Origin of the sequence: Phenylobacterium hankyongense, from assembly GCF_003254505.1 — a bacterium.
Taxonomy (GTDB): Bacteria; Pseudomonadota; Alphaproteobacteria; order Caulobacterales; family Caulobacteraceae; genus Phenylobacterium; species Phenylobacterium hankyongense.
This window is the reverse complement of record NZ_QFYP01000001.1, coordinates 1,882,963-1,899,618: the sequence shown is the minus strand read 5'-3', so window position 1 is coordinate 1,899,618 and position 16,656 is coordinate 1,882,963. Positions and strand designations below refer to the sequence as shown.

At 71.5% G+C, this 16,656-nt stretch carries 16 protein-coding genes; 6 read left to right on the top strand and 10 right to left on the bottom strand.

Going from position 1 to position 16,656, the window contains the following annotated elements:
- Window positions 1-13: 13 nt before the first annotated feature.
- Window positions 14-430: a DUF3597 domain-containing protein gene (locus DJ021_RS09240; protein WP_111457266.1), complete on the top strand. Its 417-nt coding sequence runs from the start codon at window positions 14-16 to the stop codon at window positions 428-430.
- A 4-nt stretch (window positions 431-434) separates the two neighbouring features.
- On the opposite strand, the gene DJ021_RS09235 is transcribed toward DJ021_RS09240, so the two are convergent.
- The 5 genes from DJ021_RS09235 to DJ021_RS09215 form a co-directional block, all read right to left on the bottom strand.
- Complete coding sequence (locus DJ021_RS09235) at window positions 435-947, bottom strand: hypothetical protein (RefSeq protein ID WP_111457265.1); 513 nt, start codon at window positions 945-947, stop codon at window positions 435-437.
- A 3-nt stretch (window positions 948-950) separates the two neighbouring features.
- On the bottom strand, window positions 951-1,364 hold the full coding sequence (locus DJ021_RS09230; protein WP_207801798.1) for a YMGG-like glycine zipper-containing protein: 414 nt from the start codon (window positions 1,362-1,364) through the stop codon (window positions 951-953).
- A gap of 85 nt (window positions 1,365-1,449) precedes the next feature.
- Window positions 1,450-3,165: a glycosyltransferase family 4 protein gene (locus DJ021_RS09225; RefSeq protein WP_207801797.1), complete on the bottom strand. Its 1,716-nt coding sequence runs from the start codon at window positions 3,163-3,165 to the stop codon at window positions 1,450-1,452.
- Entirely contained in the window at window positions 3,162-4,400 is a 1,239-nt protein-coding gene (locus DJ021_RS09220; RefSeq protein WP_111457264.1) for a tetratricopeptide repeat protein, read from the bottom strand. Before DJ021_RS09220 ends, DJ021_RS09225 begins: the two co-directional genes overlap by 4 nt.
- On the bottom strand, window positions 4,397-5,572 hold the full coding sequence (locus DJ021_RS09215) for a tetratricopeptide repeat protein (protein WP_165837163.1): 1,176 nt from the start codon (window positions 5,570-5,572) through the stop codon (window positions 4,397-4,399). Before DJ021_RS09215 ends, DJ021_RS09220 begins: the two co-directional genes overlap by 4 nt.
- A gap of 113 nt (window positions 5,573-5,685) precedes the next feature.
- Between DJ021_RS09215 and DJ021_RS09210 the strand changes: the two genes are divergently transcribed.
- The gene (locus tag DJ021_RS09210; protein WP_111457262.1) at window positions 5,686-7,569 is read left to right on the top strand and encodes a hypothetical protein; all 1,884 of its coding nucleotides are present in this window, start codon (window positions 5,686-5,688) and stop codon (window positions 7,567-7,569) included.
- Window positions 7,570-7,581: 12 nt separating this feature from the next.
- On the top strand, window positions 7,582-8,403 hold the full coding sequence (locus DJ021_RS09205) for an FkbM family methyltransferase (protein ID WP_111457261.1): 822 nt from the start codon (window positions 7,582-7,584) through the stop codon (window positions 8,401-8,403).
- Here the strand turns inward: DJ021_RS09205 and DJ021_RS09200 are convergent.
- Genes DJ021_RS09200 through DJ021_RS09185 form a run of 4 tightly spaced genes read right to left on the bottom strand, consistent with a single transcriptional unit; the run spans window position 8,397 to window position 11,889 of the window.
- Window positions 8,397-9,515, bottom strand: coding sequence for a tetratricopeptide repeat protein (locus tag DJ021_RS09200; protein ID WP_111457260.1), 1,119 nt, complete (start codon window positions 9,513-9,515; stop codon window positions 8,397-8,399). The genes DJ021_RS09205 and DJ021_RS09200 overlap by 7 nt on opposite strands.
- 2 nt (window positions 9,516-9,517) lie before the next feature.
- On the bottom strand, window positions 9,518-10,330 hold the full coding sequence (locus DJ021_RS09195; RefSeq protein WP_111457259.1) for an FkbM family methyltransferase: 813 nt from the start codon (window positions 10,328-10,330) through the stop codon (window positions 9,518-9,520).
- A gap of 10 nt (window positions 10,331-10,340) precedes the next feature.
- Complete coding sequence (locus tag DJ021_RS09190) at window positions 10,341-11,144, bottom strand: sialate O-acetylesterase (protein ID WP_165837162.1); 804 nt, start codon at window positions 11,142-11,144, stop codon at window positions 10,341-10,343.
- Window position 11,145: 1 nt separating this feature from the next.
- Window positions 11,146-11,889 (bottom strand): class I SAM-dependent methyltransferase, encoded by a 744-nt coding sequence (locus DJ021_RS09185; protein ID WP_111457257.1) that lies wholly within the window; start codon window positions 11,887-11,889, stop codon window positions 11,146-11,148.
- A gap of 122 nt (window positions 11,890-12,011) precedes the next feature.
- Here DJ021_RS09185 and DJ021_RS09180 point away from each other — a divergent pair, with 122 nt between their 5' ends.
- Genes DJ021_RS09180 through DJ021_RS09170 form a run of 3 tightly spaced genes read left to right on the top strand, consistent with a single transcriptional unit; the run spans window position 12,012 to window position 15,854 of the window.
- Window positions 12,012-13,670, top strand: a complete 1,659-nt coding sequence (locus DJ021_RS09180; protein ID WP_111457256.1) for a glycosyltransferase family 4 protein — start codon at window positions 12,012-12,014, stop codon at window positions 13,668-13,670.
- Entirely contained in the window at window positions 13,663-14,799 is a 1,137-nt protein-coding gene (locus DJ021_RS09175; RefSeq protein WP_111457255.1) for a tetratricopeptide repeat protein, read from the top strand. Before DJ021_RS09180 ends, DJ021_RS09175 begins: the two co-directional genes overlap by 8 nt.
- 2 nt (window positions 14,800-14,801) lie before the next feature.
- On the top strand, window positions 14,802-15,854 hold the full coding sequence (locus tag DJ021_RS09170) for a tetratricopeptide repeat-containing glycosyltransferase family protein (protein ID WP_111457254.1): 1,053 nt from the start codon (window positions 14,802-14,804) through the stop codon (window positions 15,852-15,854).
- Here the strand turns inward: DJ021_RS09170 and DJ021_RS09165 are convergent.
- On the bottom strand, window positions 15,851-16,582 hold the full coding sequence (locus DJ021_RS09165) for an FkbM family methyltransferase (protein ID WP_111457253.1): 732 nt from the start codon (window positions 16,580-16,582) through the stop codon (window positions 15,851-15,853). The genes DJ021_RS09170 and DJ021_RS09165 overlap by 4 nt on opposite strands.
- Window positions 16,583-16,656: the final 74 nt, after the last annotated feature.

Here is a 16,656-nt window from a genome sequence, read left to right as displayed (position 1 = left end):
ACAGGAGCAGCGCATGAGCATCCTCGGTTCGATCATGTCGAAGATCTTCCACCCCGGTCAGGCCCACGCCGCGCCAGCGCCTCAGCCGGCCCAGGCCGCCGCCGCCGTCGCTCAGCCCGCACAGCAGGCGGCGGCGCAGGCCCCGCAGCAACCCGCCCCGGTCCAGGCCGCCGAGCCCGTCGATGTCGAGGCGGTGCTCGCCGCCATGGCCAGCGACAACGGCCAGAACCTCGACTGGCGCCATTCCATCGTCGACCTGATGAAGCTGCTGTCGCTGGACTCCGGCCTGACCGCCCGCAAGCAGCTGGCCGGCGAACCGGGCTACGCCGGCGACACCGACGACTCGGCGACCATGAACATTTGGCTGCACAAGCAGGTCATGGCCAAGCTCGCCGAGAATGGCGGCATCGTGCCGGACTCCCTGCGTTAAGTCGTCAGCGGCCTGCGGCCGGTGTCCCGTTGGTCATCGGCGGCGGGGCGCACTTCCCGGCCCGGGCCTGCACCACGTAGAACAGGGCGCGTCCCTGGGCGAAGGTGTAGTGCTCGGCGATCGGGGTGGTCTGCTCGCCGGTGAGCACGCTGGGCGCCTCCTGCGCGCCGCCGCCGGGCGCCATCTCCTGCTGGTTCCAGCGCGACAGCGACGAGACGCAGGCGGCCAGCGTGGCCTGCGCCACCTGCTCGGCCGGATCCGCGGACGAGGCCAGGGCGTAGCCCCAGCGGTGCAGGCAGTCGTCGACCGCGGCCGATCCCTCGACGGGGGCGACCATGGCCGCGGAGGGCAGCCCCGGGGCTGAGGTGGCGGTGGTCGCGGCGGTGGCGAACGGGGTGCAGATGCCGCCCCCCGAACTGCCCGCGCTGGCCATGCCGCCCCGCCCGTTGGGGTTGTTGCAGGCGGCGAGGCCGAGAGCGGCCAGCGCCGTCACGGCGATCAGTCTCGAAGCGGTCATGGGCTACCTGCAGATGCGGGTGGGGGCGTAGATCAGCTGACCACGCTCGTCGTAGAAGGGGCGGTTCTCGTAGCTGCAGGCGCCATACGCCGTGCGGGTGTCGTAGCTGGCGTAGCGGGTGTCTCGGCGGACCGCATAGCTGCGGCGGGTCGAGGCGCGGCTGCGGTAGTAGGCGCGACCGGTGTCGCACTTCTCGCGGGCCACCTGGTTGCCGATCACCGCGCCGCCGAGGCCGCCGATCAGCGCCCCGTTGCGGTGGGAGATGGCGTTGCCCACCAGCGCGCCGCCGACGGCGCCGATGACGGTTCCCGCCACCTTGCGGTCGTGGGCGCGCTGCTGGCAGTAGCCGCGGGCGCTGGCGACGGAGGGAAGGGCCACGACCGTCGCCAGGCCGGTGACCATCAGAATGCGGCGCATGTTCATGGTCTCTCCTGCTGCAGGAGCCTCGCGCCATTGAGGCTCTACCGGAGAACGTCCCGTCGGGCGGTTTGGATGCGTGGCCCTAGTCCAGCCAGTCCAGCAGGGCGTACTTGGCCATCCACAAGAGTCCGAGTTCAACGGCGCGGCGGCGGGGAATGGGAAAGGCCACCAGCACCTCGCGGACCGTCGTGGCCTGGCCGGAGGCGACGAGCACGAGGGCCTGGGCGCATTCCTCCCCGGTGGCCCGCCAGGCGGCGAAGGTCCGGTCCAGCGGCAGGGCCGCGGCCCGGCGCACCGCCGCGGCATCGACGCCGGCCGGGACCGACAGCCGGGTGTCCAGCGATTGCACCTGTGTCGCGAAGCCGGCGAAGTCCCGGAAGGGGTCGCCCCGGGCCGGATTCATCGGATGCCGGCTGGCCGGATCGGCCGCCGCGGCGCGGACGGCGGCGAGCTCGTCCATCAGGCCGGTGAGCTGGCGGACCACCACCGGCCAGTCGAAGGTCGTGCGCACCCGGGCCCGGCCGGCCGCGCCCATCCGTCGGCGCAGTTCGGGATCGGCGATCAGGCGGGCGAGCGCGTCGGCGCAGCGCCCGACGTGGACGGCGGTGTGCTGGGCGATGGCGCCGGCGTAGCTCTGGTAGCTGTCGAGCTCCATGGCGTGGCGCAGGGCCATGGAGACCCCCAGCCCGCCGCTCGGCCCGATCAGCGTCGGGATCAGGAACCCCTCGACCTGGTCGCGCACCGTCGAGCGGTAGCCGTCCCAGTCGCTGACCACCACCGGCAGCCCCGCCGCCATCGCCTCCACCGGGGTGATGCCGAAGGTCTCCTGGATGTTGTCCACCAGGGAGAGGAAGATGTCGGACGCCGCCCAGAGCTCGCCCACCTGGCGCTTGTCGTTGCCGTCCAGGAAATGCACCGCGACGTCAGGCGCGTGGGCCGCCGCGGCCTGGCGGTACATCTCCTGGTGGCTGGCCTCCGGAAACCAGCCGGCCAGGGCGAAGTGCGCCTTGACCCCGGCGGCGGCCGCGGCCTGCTGCACGGCGATGAACATCGGCTGCGGGAAGGCCTTCTCGAAGAACGACAGCCGCCCGACCCAGAGCACCAGGATGTCCTCGTCGGCGAGGCCGAGCCGGCCCCTCAGGTCGCGGCGAACCTCCGGACGATCGGCCAGCGCCGCCAGGGCGTCGCCGTCGACCCCGAGCGGGACGACCGGCAGGGCGGGCTGCGGCGGCGGCGCGCCGCCCGTCGATTCGGCCATGTAGTCGCCGGCTTCGGCGAACATCCGGCTGACCGCCCTCTGCACGTCCGGGGAGGTGCAGATGACGGCGTCCCAGGGCTGGACCGGCCCCCAGAGGTTCATGGCGATGGACTGGCGCACGGTGGGCGGCGCCAGGGTGTGGACGAGGCCGAGCAGGCTGTAGGCGCGGTCGCCCACCGTGCGGCGGCGGAGCCAGGCCAGGTCGTGCAGGTAGGGCTGGCCCCGCAGCAGGGTCCCCGCGGCGGCGGGAACGGACTGCACGATGACCGACTCGGCCGTCAGCTTGACGCCTGGCGCCTCGCCCGACAGCAGGGCTTCGCGCAGCGCCTCGTCGGTCGTCGATTGGACAGTCTGGACGTGGATCTGCTCGAACCCGCCGTGCCGCGCCAGCGCCCGGTAGAGCTCGAGGTTGGCGACGTCCTTGCCGAACGGATTGGCCTTCGGTCCGAGCTGGCCCGGCGGATGGAAGATGGCGAGACGTGAAGGCAGACGAACCCCCTCCCAGCGGGATCGGTCGATGCTGGCACAGCCAAGGCTCAACGCCTACTGCGCGCGAGCTCCTCGACCATGGCGGAGATCACCGGCCCCCAGTCGCCCGCCGTCGACTGCCGCCACAGGCGGACCGAGGGGTACCAGGGCGAGTCCGAGCGGTCCGCCATCCAGCGCCAGTCCACCCCCAGCTTCGCCAGCATGACCCAGCAGGGCACCCCCATGGCGCCCGCCAGGTGGGCCATCGCCGTGTCGGTCGTGACCACCAGGTCGAGCTGCTCGAGGATGGCGGCGGTGTCGGCGAAGTCGCCGCGGGGTTCCTGCAGGTCGACCAGCTCGCCGAACGCCGCCAGCGGCTTCAGCACGTCGGGCGACGGCAGGCCGCGATAGCGCTCGGCCGGCTGGATCCGGTTGCCGTGCCAGACGACGCCGATGCCCCCCTTCGGCGCAAATCCCGCCCACTTGGCCCGCGCCTCGGGCGGCGCGCGCAGATAGGGCGCCGTCGGCAGGGTCGGCAGGGTCGCGTCCAGGTATTTCGGCAACGAGAACGGCAGCACCCAGACGTCGTGCGGCGGAATCACCACGTCGCCCACGCAGCGCATGACCTCGTCCACGCCCGACAGTTCGGAAAACAGCCGCAGCAGGGCGACGGTCGGCGCGACGGTCACCCGCCCCGCGCCGGCGGCCTTCAGCTGGGGGATGAACCGCGCCATCTGCAGCTCGTCCCCGTAGCCCTGCTCGCGCCAGACGAACACTGACCGGCCGTCGAGCGGACTGCCGTCCCATTCGGGGAAGGACAGCGGCCGCAGCGCCGTCGCGGCATGGTCGGGGCGCAGTTCGTAGAGCGGCCAGCCGGTCCGGTAGCGCCCTTGGGCCAGGTGCACGAGGCCCAGGTTGAAGGGGACCGGGGCTTCGCCGGGGCGCAGGGCCATGGCGCGGGTGAAGGCGATCTCCGCCTCCTCCAGCCGTTGCTGGAGGTAGAGCAGGTTGCCGAGGTTCAGGTGGGCGCCGTGGCTGTTGGGGGCGAGCTCGATGGCCGAGCGCAGGCAGGCCTCGGCCCCATCGAGATCCAGTTCCGACCGCAGGATGGCGCCCAGATTGGACTGGACGTCGGCGGCCATCTGCCGGGCGGGGCCGCGGGTCAGCAGCGCCCGATAGAGTTCCTTGGCGGCCGCCAGGTCGCCCGCCAGGTGGCGGTCGAGCGCCGCCTTGAAAGCCGCGGCGTGGCTGCCCGCGGCGGCGGTGGACGGCTGGGCCGGGGACATGTCGGCGGCGCTCCTGCTCATGGACGTCTGACCGCTTCTGCCGAACGCCGGCCCCCCGAGGCAAGGGCCTGGCGCATGGCCTCGACGACATCGGCCCAGTCGCCGGCCGCCCGCTGGCGGAAGATCCGCATGGAGGGATACCAGGGCGAGCGCGACGGCTCGAGCGCCCAGCGCCAGTCGGCCCCCAGCGCCGGCAGCATCAACCAGCAGGGCGCGCCCAGGGCGCCGGCCAGGTGCGCCATCGCCGTGTCGGTGGTGATCACCAGGTCCAGCTGTTCCACGATCGCCGCGGTATCGGCGAAGTCGCCGCGCGGCGCTTGCAGATCGACGAGGCGCGCCAGCCCGCGAAGCGGCTCCAGCAGATCCGGCGACGGCAGGCCCCGGTAGCGTTCGACCGGCTGCGCGGGGTTGCCGTGCCAGACGAAGCCCACCTCGCCCTCGGGCCAGCCCGCCCAACGCCTCCGCGCGGCCTCGGGCGCCGCCAGATAGGGCTGGTTCGTCAGGGTCTTCAGCGTCACGCCGAGGTGCTGCGGCAAGGCGAACGGCAGGGTCCAGACATCATGCGGCGGCACGACGATCGCCTCGCCCGGATCGCAGGGCAGGATCTCGTCTACGCCGTCCAGGGTCGCGAACAGCCGCACCAGCGGCCGCGGCGGCGCCAAGGTGACCCGCCCCGCGCCCGCCGACTTGAGCCCGGACACGAAGCGGGCGGCCTGGATCTGGTCGCCGTACCCCTGCTCCTGCCAGATGAAGACGCTGCGGCCCGCCAGCGGCTCGCCCTGCCACATGGGAAAGCCGAAGCCCTTCTGCCGGGCCTTGGTCGTCGCCTCGCGCTGTGCAAACAGCCGCCAGCCGTCGGCCCAGCGGCCGAGCCCCAGGCAGGCGGCGCCCAGGTTGGTCGCCAGCTCGCCGTTGCCGGGGTCCAGCGCCAGCGCCGCCTCCAGCACTTCGGCGGCCTCGCCGTAACGCCCCGTCCAGCGCAGCAGGTGACCCAGGTTTCCGAGCGGGGTCGGATGGCCGGGCGCCAGCTCGGCCGCCCGGCGCAGATGCCGCTCGGCCTCCTCGAGGCGGTCCAGCTGCCGCAGCAGGGACCCGAGGTTGCTGTGCGCCGCCAGGGTCTCCGGGGCCTGCGAGATCACCTCGCCATAGGCGGCCGCCGCCTCGTCCAGGCGACCCTGTTGGTGAAGGGCCACGGCTCCCCTAAGGAGTTGCTCCACATGAGCTTGCGACATCTGGCGGTGCATATCAGCTTTTGCCCGCCGCGCACCTGTGCGGTCCGGCCAGCCTGCGGGCGAAGGAGTAGAGGTTGATCGATCTGCCCGCCCTCGAGCGCAGCGTGTTCGGACGCCAGCCCGACCGGTGGCGACAGGCGCTGGCGCAGATCCAGCAGCTGGCCGGTCCCGCCTTCGCCGACCTCAGTCCCGCCGAGGCGCTGAGCGCCAAGGCCCGGCTCGCCGCCGTCATCGGGGCGGTGCTGGCCGACCCGACGGTCGAGCTTCCGGCCGAGGAGATCCTCAGCGCCCTGCCCTTTCGCCAGGGCCTGGCCAACCTGGCCGCGGCCAGCGCCTTCGGCAGCTTCGACCACCTGCTGCGCGCCATGGGCCTTCCCGACGCCGGGGGCGCGCCAACGACGGACCCCGTGTCGCCGGCCGTGCTCGCCAAGGCGGTCCTGCTCCTGACGCTGGACTCCGCCGTCGACTTCACGCCTGAGGACCTCCTGGCCCTGCCGCCCGCCCTGGCGCAGATGGCGTTCATCAGCCATGTGGCGTCGAAGCCGGTGGCGACGGTGCGGGGCATGGACCGGCGCAACGCCCTGCTCGCGCGGGCCGGAGCCCTGCAGCCCGCGCCGCTGCCGGCCACGGTCAACCACCTGGTGGCGTTGAGCTCCGCCTGGATGATCTGCAGCTACGCGGACCACCCCCGAAAGCACAGCCTCAAGCCAGTGCTCAATCGGACCCTGCGCGATCTCGCCGAACGCATCGGCCTCGCCGAGCCGTCGCTGCCGGTGAGCCGGGTCCTGAAGGACCGCCCGCGGATGGTGGTCGCCGCCGAGATCATGCACTCCAACCACGTGCAGTTCCGCTACTTCGGTCAGTACCTGCGGCAACTGCGCAGCCGCTTCGAGCTGGTCCTGGTCACCGAGGACCGGGAGGCCGACCCGGCGGCCCGGGCGCTGTTCGACGAGGTCTTCACCTTCCAGCGCAGCCAGAACGGCGAGCATCTGGGCGCGATCGCCCGGCGGCTCGCCGAGCTGCGGCCCGACATCGTCTTCTGGCCCAGCGTCGGCATGCGCCACTGGGGTCCGCTGCTGGCCAACCTCAGGTTCGCGCCCATCCAGATGACCGCGCTCGGCCACTCGGCCTCGACCTTCTGTCCGACGATCGACTACTACCTGACGGAAGAGGGCTATGTGTCGGACCCGGCGCTGTTCAGCGAGCGGCTGCTGCTGATGCCGGACGCGGCGCTGCGGTTCGAGCGCTCCCCGCACTACCAGCCGGTGCGGCCCGAGATCCGCGAACGGGCCAGGCCCCTGCGGATCGCCCTGCCCAGCAATACGCTGAAGCTGAATCCGCGCTTCCTGACCCTGCTCGCCCGCATCCGCGAGGCGGCCGGGCGGGACCTGGAGTTCCACCTCTTCCCCAACAGCGACGGCCCCGAGCTGGAGGCGCTCAGCCGCATGGTGACGGCCATCCTGCCGGGCGCGCGCGTGCATGGCCGGATGGCCTACAACGCCTACCTGCCGCGCCTGTCGGCCTGCGACCTCAACTTAAGCCCGTTCCCGTTCGGCGGCCTGCACAGCGTCGTCGACAGCCTTCGCCAGGGCATCCCGGTGGTCGCCATGGAGTGTCCGGAACCCCACGGGCGAACCGACGCCATGCTCCTGCGCCGCCTGGGAATGCCGGACTGGCTGGTGGCGAAGGACGAGGCGGAATACGTCGCCGCCGCGCTGCGGGTGATCGGCGACGACGCCACCCGGGTGGCGCTCAGCCGGCAGGCGCTGGCGCTCGACCTCGACAACACCCTGTTCGGAGACGCCGGCGCCCCACTGCGCAGCGAGGTGATCGACGCGGTATGGTGGGCCTACCGGAACCATGACGAGGTGCTCGCCGGCGACCGCCGCGTCATCCGCCCCGCCGACTGGAGCGACAGCGCGGCGACGGAGCGCCTGGATGGCGCGCGGCGCGCCTGATATGGCCGCTCGATGCTGGACCTGACGCGCGCCTACGACCTCGACTTCCTCTTCCCGGCATCGGACACGGCGGTGGGCGCGTCGCTTCGGGACTACGGCGAGTTCGCCCGCGTGGAACTGGACTTCCTGGCGGACTGCGCGAGCGGCGAGCAAGGGGCGCTGATCGACGTGGGCGCCAACATCGGCGCCATCGCCCTGCCCTTCGCCGCGCGGAAGCGTGGCTGGCGGGTCATCGCGGTGGAGGCGCACCGCGACCTCGCGGGCGTGCTGGCGGCGAACGCCTTCTCCAACCACCTCTACAACGTTGAAGTGATCCAGGCCGCGGCCGGCCGCGCCCGGCAGGTCGTGGATTTCCCGACCCCGTCCATCCACGGGAACCGAAACTTCGGCGGCGTCGGCTTCCATCTGAAGGACGCACCCCTCGAGCCGGTGCGGATGCTGACGCTTGACGAGACGGCTCCGGCCGGAACCCAGCTGGTAAAGATCGACGTCGAGGGCTTCGAGCCGGAGGTGCTCGCCGGCGCTTCGGAGCTGATCGCGCGCCGGGAGACTGTCTGGCTCGTGGAGGCGACGGTCAACAATCCGGCCGCCGCCGCCCAGGTGATCGAGACCTTCAGGTCGGCCGGCTACGGCGTGCACTGGTTCTACGCGCCGTTCGCCACGCCAAGGTTCAGCAAGCGACAACCGCCCCGGGATGTCCAGGGCGACGCCAACATCGTCGCCCTGCCGCCGAATACGCCCAACCGCTGGGAGCTGCCCGCCGTTGATTCCACAGACGAGCGTCGGCCGGGGACGACGTCGGCCTACCCTTACCTGAGCCGCTACGGTTACTGACCCAGGCGGCGTCGGACCTCCGCCAGCACCGGCAGCCAGTCGCCCTGGACCGGCTGGCGGAAGATCTCGATCGAGGGATACCAGAGGCTGCGCATCTGCTCGTCCCAGAGCCAGCGCCAGTCGGCGACGTGCCGTTGCAGCAGCAGCCAGCAAGGCTTGCCCAGCGCCCCCGCGAGATGCGCGACGGCGGTGTCCACGCTGATCACCAGGTCGAGCCCGGCGATGATGTCGGCGGTGTCCTGCAGGTCGCGGGCGCCGGTGTCGTCCGGATGCAGGCTGCGGGCGCCCGGCAGCGCCAGCAGCGGACGTCCCAGCTCGTCGGGAAGTGAGCGCCGCGGGTCCGGCAGGGCGTTGCCGCGCCACATCACGCCCACGCCGCCGCGGGACGCCGGCCGCCCGGAAAGATAAGGCGCCGTCGGCAGGGTCTCGACGGTCACGCCTTGCCACCTGGGCAGCGACAGCGGCAGCGTCCAGTAGTCGTGCGGCGGCAGCGGCATGGCGCCGTCGCCCTTGACGATCACCTCGGCGGCCAGCGGCGACAACAGCCGCGCGAGCGGCGCCCGCACGGCCAGGATCGCCGAGGCCCCCAGCCGCGGCAGGAAGCGGGCCATCATGATCTGGTCGCCCAACCCCTGCTCGCCCCAGACCAGCAGGCGCTTGCCGGCCAGCGGCTCGCCCCGCCACTCCGGCGACCTGAGCCCGAAGGTCGGGCTGTTGAGGCGCTCCGGGCGCTGCTCGTAGAGCGGCCAGCCTTCCGCCCACCGGCCCTGCGCCAGCCTCACGAGGCCGAGGTTCAGGGCTGCGTCGCGATGCTCGGGCATCACCTTCAGGGCGCTTTCGAACGCGGCGGCGGCCTCCTCCAGGCGGCGCAGCGGCAGCAGCACATTGCCGAGGTTGTGGTGCAGGGGCCCCGGTTCCGACGCGACCGCCAGGGCGCGCAGCAGCAGCGCCCGCGCGGCCTCCAGCTCGCCCCGCTCGCGCAGCATCGAGGCGAGGTTCTGCAGGACCCCGGGATGCTCCTCCGTCTGGAGGATCTGCCGATAGAGCGCCTCGGCTGCGCGCAGGTCGCCCGAACCGTGGTGAGCCAGCGCGCGGTCGAGCAGGGCGGCCAAGGTTAGGGCCGCGTCTTGACCGGCGAGGTCCAGTTCGTCGGATCGATCTCGTGGGCGCCCTCGACCGTGGTCCCTTGCTCGTTCGGCACGCACAGCAGGTTCAGCGAGACGATCCGCCCGAAGATATCCTCGGCGACGCCATTGAAGTTGCCGGGATCGAACAGCGAGGGGGTGTGCCAGTACTGGCGATAGCCCATCTCGGCGATCAGCGAGATGACCTCCTGCTGCTGGTCGGGGCGGTCGTTCTCGACATAGAGCACCGGCCGGCACCGGGCGATGGTCTGGCGGGAGCCCCTCAGCACCTGCGGCTCGAAGCCTTCGACGTCGATCTTGATCAGGCCGCACTGCTGCAGGTTGAGGTCGTCCAGGGGCCGCACCCGCACCGGCGTTCCGGGCCGGCCAGGCGCGGCCTGCTGCAGCGACACGCCTCCGAAGTTCTGCGGCCCGGCGTAGTCGAGCGGCGGGATCAGCGCCACGCCTTCGCTCTCGCCGCAGGCTTCCGGCCAGGCGATGACGTTCTCGATGCCGTTGTTCGCCAGGTTGGCGCACAACAGCTGGAACACCCGGGGCTGCGGCTCGAAGGCGTAGAGCGGGCCCGGCGCGCAGCGGCGGGCCAGCGCCACGGTGTGGGCGCCGATATTGGCCCCGATCTCGACGACCGGCATCCCCGGCTTGGCGAGTTGCTCCAGCAGCCGCCATTCCGAGCCGCTGAACTCGCCGTACACCTCGAGCGAGCGGGTGATGTAGATGTCGCCCTTGAAGGCGAGCATCGGCCCGTGGCGGGTCGGGTAGGTCCTGGCGGCCGGTTCGCTCATGCTTGAACTCTTATCGCTCCACCGACTGCAAGGCCGCCCACATTCCGGCGCCCAGGCGCGCCTGCCCCTCTGCGGTCAGGTGCAGGCCGTCGGCCTGATAGGGGAATTTCGAGGCGTCGACCGATAGAATACGCGGGTCGGCGGCGTCTACTGCTGTCTGCGCCCGTCGGACCTCGCGCGCGAACGGCGGGCTCAGCGGGATGAGGCCGATGACCACCGGCGAGGCCGGCTCGGCCCAGACAGCGCGGATCGCCCCGATCAGGCGCACCAGGTTGGCCCGGTAGGCGGCGGCCTTCCGCGCATCGGCGGCGTCGGCCTCGCCCTGCATCCAGAGCACCGCCCCGACGTGGGGGTTGAGGCCGCTGCGGGTCAGGGCCGCCTTGGCCCCGGCGATCTGCGCCTGGGTGGCGCTGAACAGCTCGTGCGACTGCGGGTTCCAGTCGGGGCCGGGCCCGGCCGCAAGCGGGGTCGAGCCGCGGGCGTATTTCACGATGTAGAGCGTCTCGCCCGGATGGCGCAGCCGCCAGCCGTAGGCGAAGGCCGCCTCCGGTCCGCAGCTTGCTGGGTTCTTCGGCGAGCCGGTGTTGCGCCCGGGGACCATGGTCACGAAGCGGGCGCCGTCCCAGATCTTGACGTTGGGCGACGGTGCGCGAAGGGCCGCCGGCAGATCGGCGGCGGCCACGCGGTAGCCCAGGGCGTTCGACTGGCCCGCCACCACGACCACGTAGGCCGGTCGGCCTTGCGCCACCGCCACGGCCGGCGCCGACGCGACCGCCAGCAGCAGGAGCCCGATGCATGCGCGACGCCAGGCCATGCTACTTGATGACCAGGCCCTGGCCGGTCGGGCTCTCCAGGACGTGGTACCCGCGGGCGGCGAACCAGGCGTTCTCGGCGTCGAACTGGTCGCGGTAGCCAAGCTGGCCATAGTCGTCGAGCACCAGCACGCCGCCCGGCGGCATCCGGTCGAACAGGTGCTCCAGGGCCGCGATCTCGCCGCGGGCGTTGTTCATATCGATGTGCATGAAGGCGATCTTGTCCGGCGCGTTCGCCAGGGTGTCGGGGATCAGGCCCTTGGTGACCACCACGTTGGGCATGTCGGCGAACCGCTCGAGCGTGCGCTGGTAGAGGTCCGGGCCGTGCTCCGGCATGGCGTGGTGCGGCATCGCCTCGTCGTGCTCGAACAGGTCGTAGAGGAAGAACCGCTTGCCGGTGGAGGCGAGGTCGACGGTTTCGGCGACGATCCGGGCGGAGACGCCCTTGTAGCAACCGCACTCCACGAAATCGCCGTCCAGCTTCAACGCCTGGCGCGCCGCCCAGACCAGAGTGGCCGTGCGCCAGATGATCCCCTTCTCATGACCCTCAACCGCATTGCGCTTGTGGGCGGCCACGAAGGCCTCGTCGTCCAGGAAGCCGAGGTTGCGCCAATAGGCGACCAACCCGTCGCTGGCGAAGAAGCCGTCCTTCACCCTCAGGGCCTTATAGATCGCCTCCACGCCGTGCCGGAACAGCTCGAAGTTGCTGAGCTGGTAAAAGAAGTTCGAGTTGAACGACTTCGCCATCTGCGCCTGCTGCTCCCGCGTCGGCCCGTCCGCGCCGCGGACACCTATCGGAAGGCGGGCCTTGCGGCAACGCGACGGCTGAGCCCTTGGGAGGCGGCGGCCCTCATGCTAGTGCGCCGCCGATGGACGCAGCCATTCTCTTCGAGGCCGACGCCTACCGTCTTGACGGGCCCAAGCTCATGGGCCGCCAATCGGCCGGCAACAGCTTCCTGCGCGCGATGGTCAAGGCGCACGAGGGCCGCCCGGTCTGGGGCTTCTCGCCGTACAGCGACTCGTCGGCGATCTTCCAGAAGACGGTCCAGGAGATCGACCCCGCCGCGCAGACCCGCTGGATCCCCCGCAGCCAGCTGCCGCTGATGGCCGAGCGCGGGGTGCTGTTCCGTCCCGATTGCGAGTTCGACCTGATGGCGAAGCTCCGCCTTCGCGCCGGCCCGACCCGCTACAGCCTGTGCGGGATGACCCACACCCTGATCGGCAAGCCGCTGCTGGTCATCCCGGATTACGCAGCCCTGCCGCTAGCGCCGTGGGACGCCCTGATCTGCACCTCCCGCGCCGCGGTCAGCGTGGTGACCGACAGCCTCGACGCGCAGGACGACTATCTGGCCTGGCGGTTCGGGCCCGACGTGCGGCGGCCGGATCGGGTGCAGCTGCCGATCATTCCGCTGGGCGTGCACGTCGACGATTTCCAGAGCACGCCAGCCGATCGCGCCGCGGCCCGCACCCGGCTGGCGATCGAGGAGGACGAGGTGGTGGCGCTGTTCGCCGGCCGCCTGTCCGTTCACGCCAAGGCCCATCCCTTCCAGATGTTCGCCGCCCTGCAGGAGGTCTGCGTCCGGACCGGCCGCCGCGTCACCCTCGTCCAGGCAGGCAAGTTCCCCACTTTGAGCACCGAGGACCTGTACCGCAAGGCCATGGCCGACTTCTGCCCGGACGTGCGGGCGGTGTTCGTCGACGGCGCGGATGCGGATAACTATCGAGGCGCCTGGCTGGCCGCCGACTTCTTCATCTCGCTGTCCGACAACATCCAGGAGACGTTCGGGATCACGCCGCTGGAGGCGATGGCGAACGGCCTGCCGGTGATCGTCAGCGACTGGGACGGCTATCGCGACACCGTCCGCGACGGCGTGGACGGCTTCCTGGTCCCGAGCCGCGCGCCGGCGCCGGGCATGGGCGATCAGATCGGTCGCGCCCACGAGGTCGGCGATCTCAACTACGACTACATGCTGTTCCGGACCTGCGTGTCGGTGTCGGTCGACGCGCCGATCCTGGTGGAGCGCCTGACGCAGCTGGTCACCGACGAGGCGCTCCGCCGCCGGCTGGGCGCGGCCGGTCGGGCGCGGGCGCGCGAGTCCTACGACTGGACGAAGATTTACGCCCGCTACCAGGCGCTGTGGGACGAGCTTACCGCCATCCGCCTGGGGCTCACCGACGACCAGACGGCCTATTGGAACCGGGCGCCGCGGCATGCGCCGGCCCATCCCGATCCCTACTCGGCCTTCGCCCAGTTCCCCACCGAATGGGTGGCGCCCGACAGCCCGGTGACGCTCGCGCCGGGGGCCCTGATCGAGCGGTACGTCGCGATCGCCACGCACCAGCTGTTCCAGCACTGGAAGGTGGACATCAAGATCATCGAGGGCGTCTTCGCGGGACTGGACGGCAAGACCTCCACCGCCCGGGATCTGGCCGGCCAGATCGGCCTCGGCGTCGAGCTGATGACCGAAGTGATCGCCCGCATGATGAAGATGCAGGTGGTGCGAGCCGTGGCGCCACCCCTTGGGTGACCTGCCGGGTCGCGAGGCGGCGCCCCCGCTGACGGAGTTCCGGCGCGGCCTGCTGGCGCACGACGCCGGCGACCTCGCCGCCGCGGAACGTTCGTACCGCCAGGCCATGGCCGAGCCGAAGATCGCCGTCGCCGTGCGCCAGCACCTGGTGCGGCTGCTGGATCTGCAGGGCCGGTGGGATGAGGCGGTGGACGTGCGCCGAGACATCGTCGCGGCGCAGCCCGACGACGCGCTCGCCAGGATGAACCTGGGGATGTCCCTGTTGGCGCTGGGCCGCTTCGCGGAAGGCTGGCCGCTCTACGAGGCGCGAAGCGAACTGCCGGCGGCCGCGGCCTTTCGGCCCAGTGTCGACAGCCCCGAATGGGACGGGGGCCCGGTGCGCTCCCTCACCGTGTGGGACGAACAGGGGGTCGGCGACGCCATCCAGTTCGCCCGGTTCGTCCCCGTCCTGCGCGACCGCGGAATCGACGCGACGCTGATCGCCAGGCCGCCGGTCGCCGCCCTGATGGGCGAGCTCAAGGTCCCGGTGATCCGGGCCGAAGGCCAGATGCGGATACCGGTCACCGACGCCTGGAGCATGCTCGGCTCCCTGCCGCATCGCCTGGGGCTGACGCTCGACCAGCTGCCCGGCCTAACGCCGTACCTCCGCGCGCCGGCCGACCGGCGGGCGGCCTGGACGCCACGCATCGGCCCGGGCGTCCGCATCGGCGTCGTCGCCCGCGGCAATCCCCAGCACGCCAACGACGCCAACCGCTCCCTGCACGCGGAGGCCGCCTCCTTCCTGCACGCCCTGCCCGGCGCCATCTCCCTGATCCCGGGGGAAAGCCCGCTGCCGATCGCCGACTTCGCCGACACCGCCGCGATCATCGAGCGGCTGGACCTGGTGATCACGGTCGATACCGCGACAGCCCACCTGGCCGGCGCGATGGGGCGGCCCTGCTGGGTGCTGCTGCCGGCGGTCGGCACGGACTGGCGCTGGATGCGTGAGCGGACCGACAGCCCCTGGTATCCGTCGGTCCGGCTGTTCCGCCAGGCGCAGCCCGGAAGCTGGGCCGAGGTGCTGCGCGCCCTGGCGACCAACCTGCAGGCGTTCTTCCAGCCCGGCCCTGCGGGCGCCCCTCGAAGCTAGCGATGATCTCGTCGGAAGGTTGGGACGCCAATCTCGCGAAGGCGTTGCTGGATCGGGCGGCGGACGCCCATCGCGTCGGTGACCTCGCGGCCGCCGAGCGGGGCTACCTGGCGCTCGGGGCCATGCCCGCGGCCTTGCACAACCTGGGTGTCCTCTACGCGGCGACCGCACGGTTCGACGAGGCCGAACGTTCGTTGAGAGGCGCCCTGGCGCTGGAGCCGGACTTCGCCCCCGCCCAGCACGCGCTCGCCCTGGAGCTGCTGGCGCAGGGCCGCTACGCCGAGGGCTGGCCGCTCTACGAAGCCAGGCGCCGCATCCCCGGCCTCCGGACCCCCAACCCGCAGATGCGGATCGCGGAGTGGCGAGGCGAAAACCTGGCCGGCAAGCGCCTGATCGTCTGGGCGGAGCAGGGTTTCGGCGACCAGCTGCAGTTCGCCCGCTTCTTCCGCTCACTGCCCAGCGACTGCGAGGTTCTTTTCGTCTGCCCGCCTGAGCTCGCCCCGCTGTTTCCGGGCTGCATCGTCGGCCAGGGCCGGGTGGAGCTGCCGATGGCGGACTACTGGACGCTGATCTGCTCCCTGCCGCTCCACCTCGGCGTCACCGTGGAGACCCTGCCGCCGCCTGCGCCCCTTCCGGTGAAGCGCCGCTCGGGCGGCGGCGTCGGGGTGATGGGCCGCGGGCGCCCGACGCACGCGAACGACGCCCACCGCTCCCTGCCCGCCGACCTCGCCGCCTGGCTGCTGGAGCTGGGCCAGGACCTCTCGCCGGAGGCGACCGGCGCGCGCACCTTTGCGGACACCGCCGCGACCGTCGCCGGGCTGGATTTGGTGATCTCGGTGGACACCTCAGTGGCGCACCTTGCCGGCTGCCTCGGAACGCCGGCCTGGGTGCTGCTGCCGGCCGTCGATACCGACTGGCGCTGGCTGCGCGGGCGCGATGACTCCCCCTGGTATCCCGGCATGCGGCTCTTCCGGCAGGAGAGCTCCGGCGACTGGGCCCCGGTCGTCCGGCGGGTTCGCGACGCCGTGGACGACGTTCGTCGGGCGGTCGGCTAGTAGGTCTTCACGTACCAGTCGTCGACGCCGGAGAGCTTCTCGAACTTGCGGCGGAAGCCCTTCGAGGTGAGCAGCTCGAACAGCGGCTGGCGCTTGTCCGAATGGTTGTGCTCCACCGTGATCAGCCGGACGTCGTAGGTGGCGAAGTCGAAGGCCTGGAGGATGTCCAGCTCCGAGCCCTCGGTGTCGATCGACAGGTAGTCGATCCGTCGCGGCGCGCCCCAGAACTGCAGCAGGTCGTTCAGTGAGATCGTCTCGACCTCATAGCGCTGGCCGTCCTTGCGGGTGTCGGCATGCACGTCGCTGTCGGAGTAGCTGTCGATCGTGGAGTGGGCGGCGATCGGCGGCTGGTTGAAGGTGAGCGACTGGCCGGACTGGGTCCAGACGCAGCGGTTGTCGACGAAACAGGCCCGGTTGTTGCGGATCGCCGGGTGCCAGACCCGCGCCGGCTCGGCCACGACCCCGTTCCAGCCGAGCTCGGTTTCCAGGAAGTAGCTGTTGCTGAACTTGATCCCGTCCGCCCCGCCGAATTCCACGAAGAAGCCGTTCTTCCGGGACTTCAGCTCATAGGCGACCCACAGGTCCTGCAGGAACTGGGATTTGCTGCGGGTTAGGTTGACCAGGCAGAAGTTGATGAACGCCATCTGCTCGTCCTTGGACGGCGCCGAGGTCTGGTCGCGAAGCGCGACGAGCATCTCCAGCCCCTCGGCGAGCGTCATGGTGCGCATGTTGGATCTGGTCCCCGCGGACGAGCGGCCTTGAACGCGCCGTTCGCCGCTGAGCTAGCGCGATGGCCGCAACG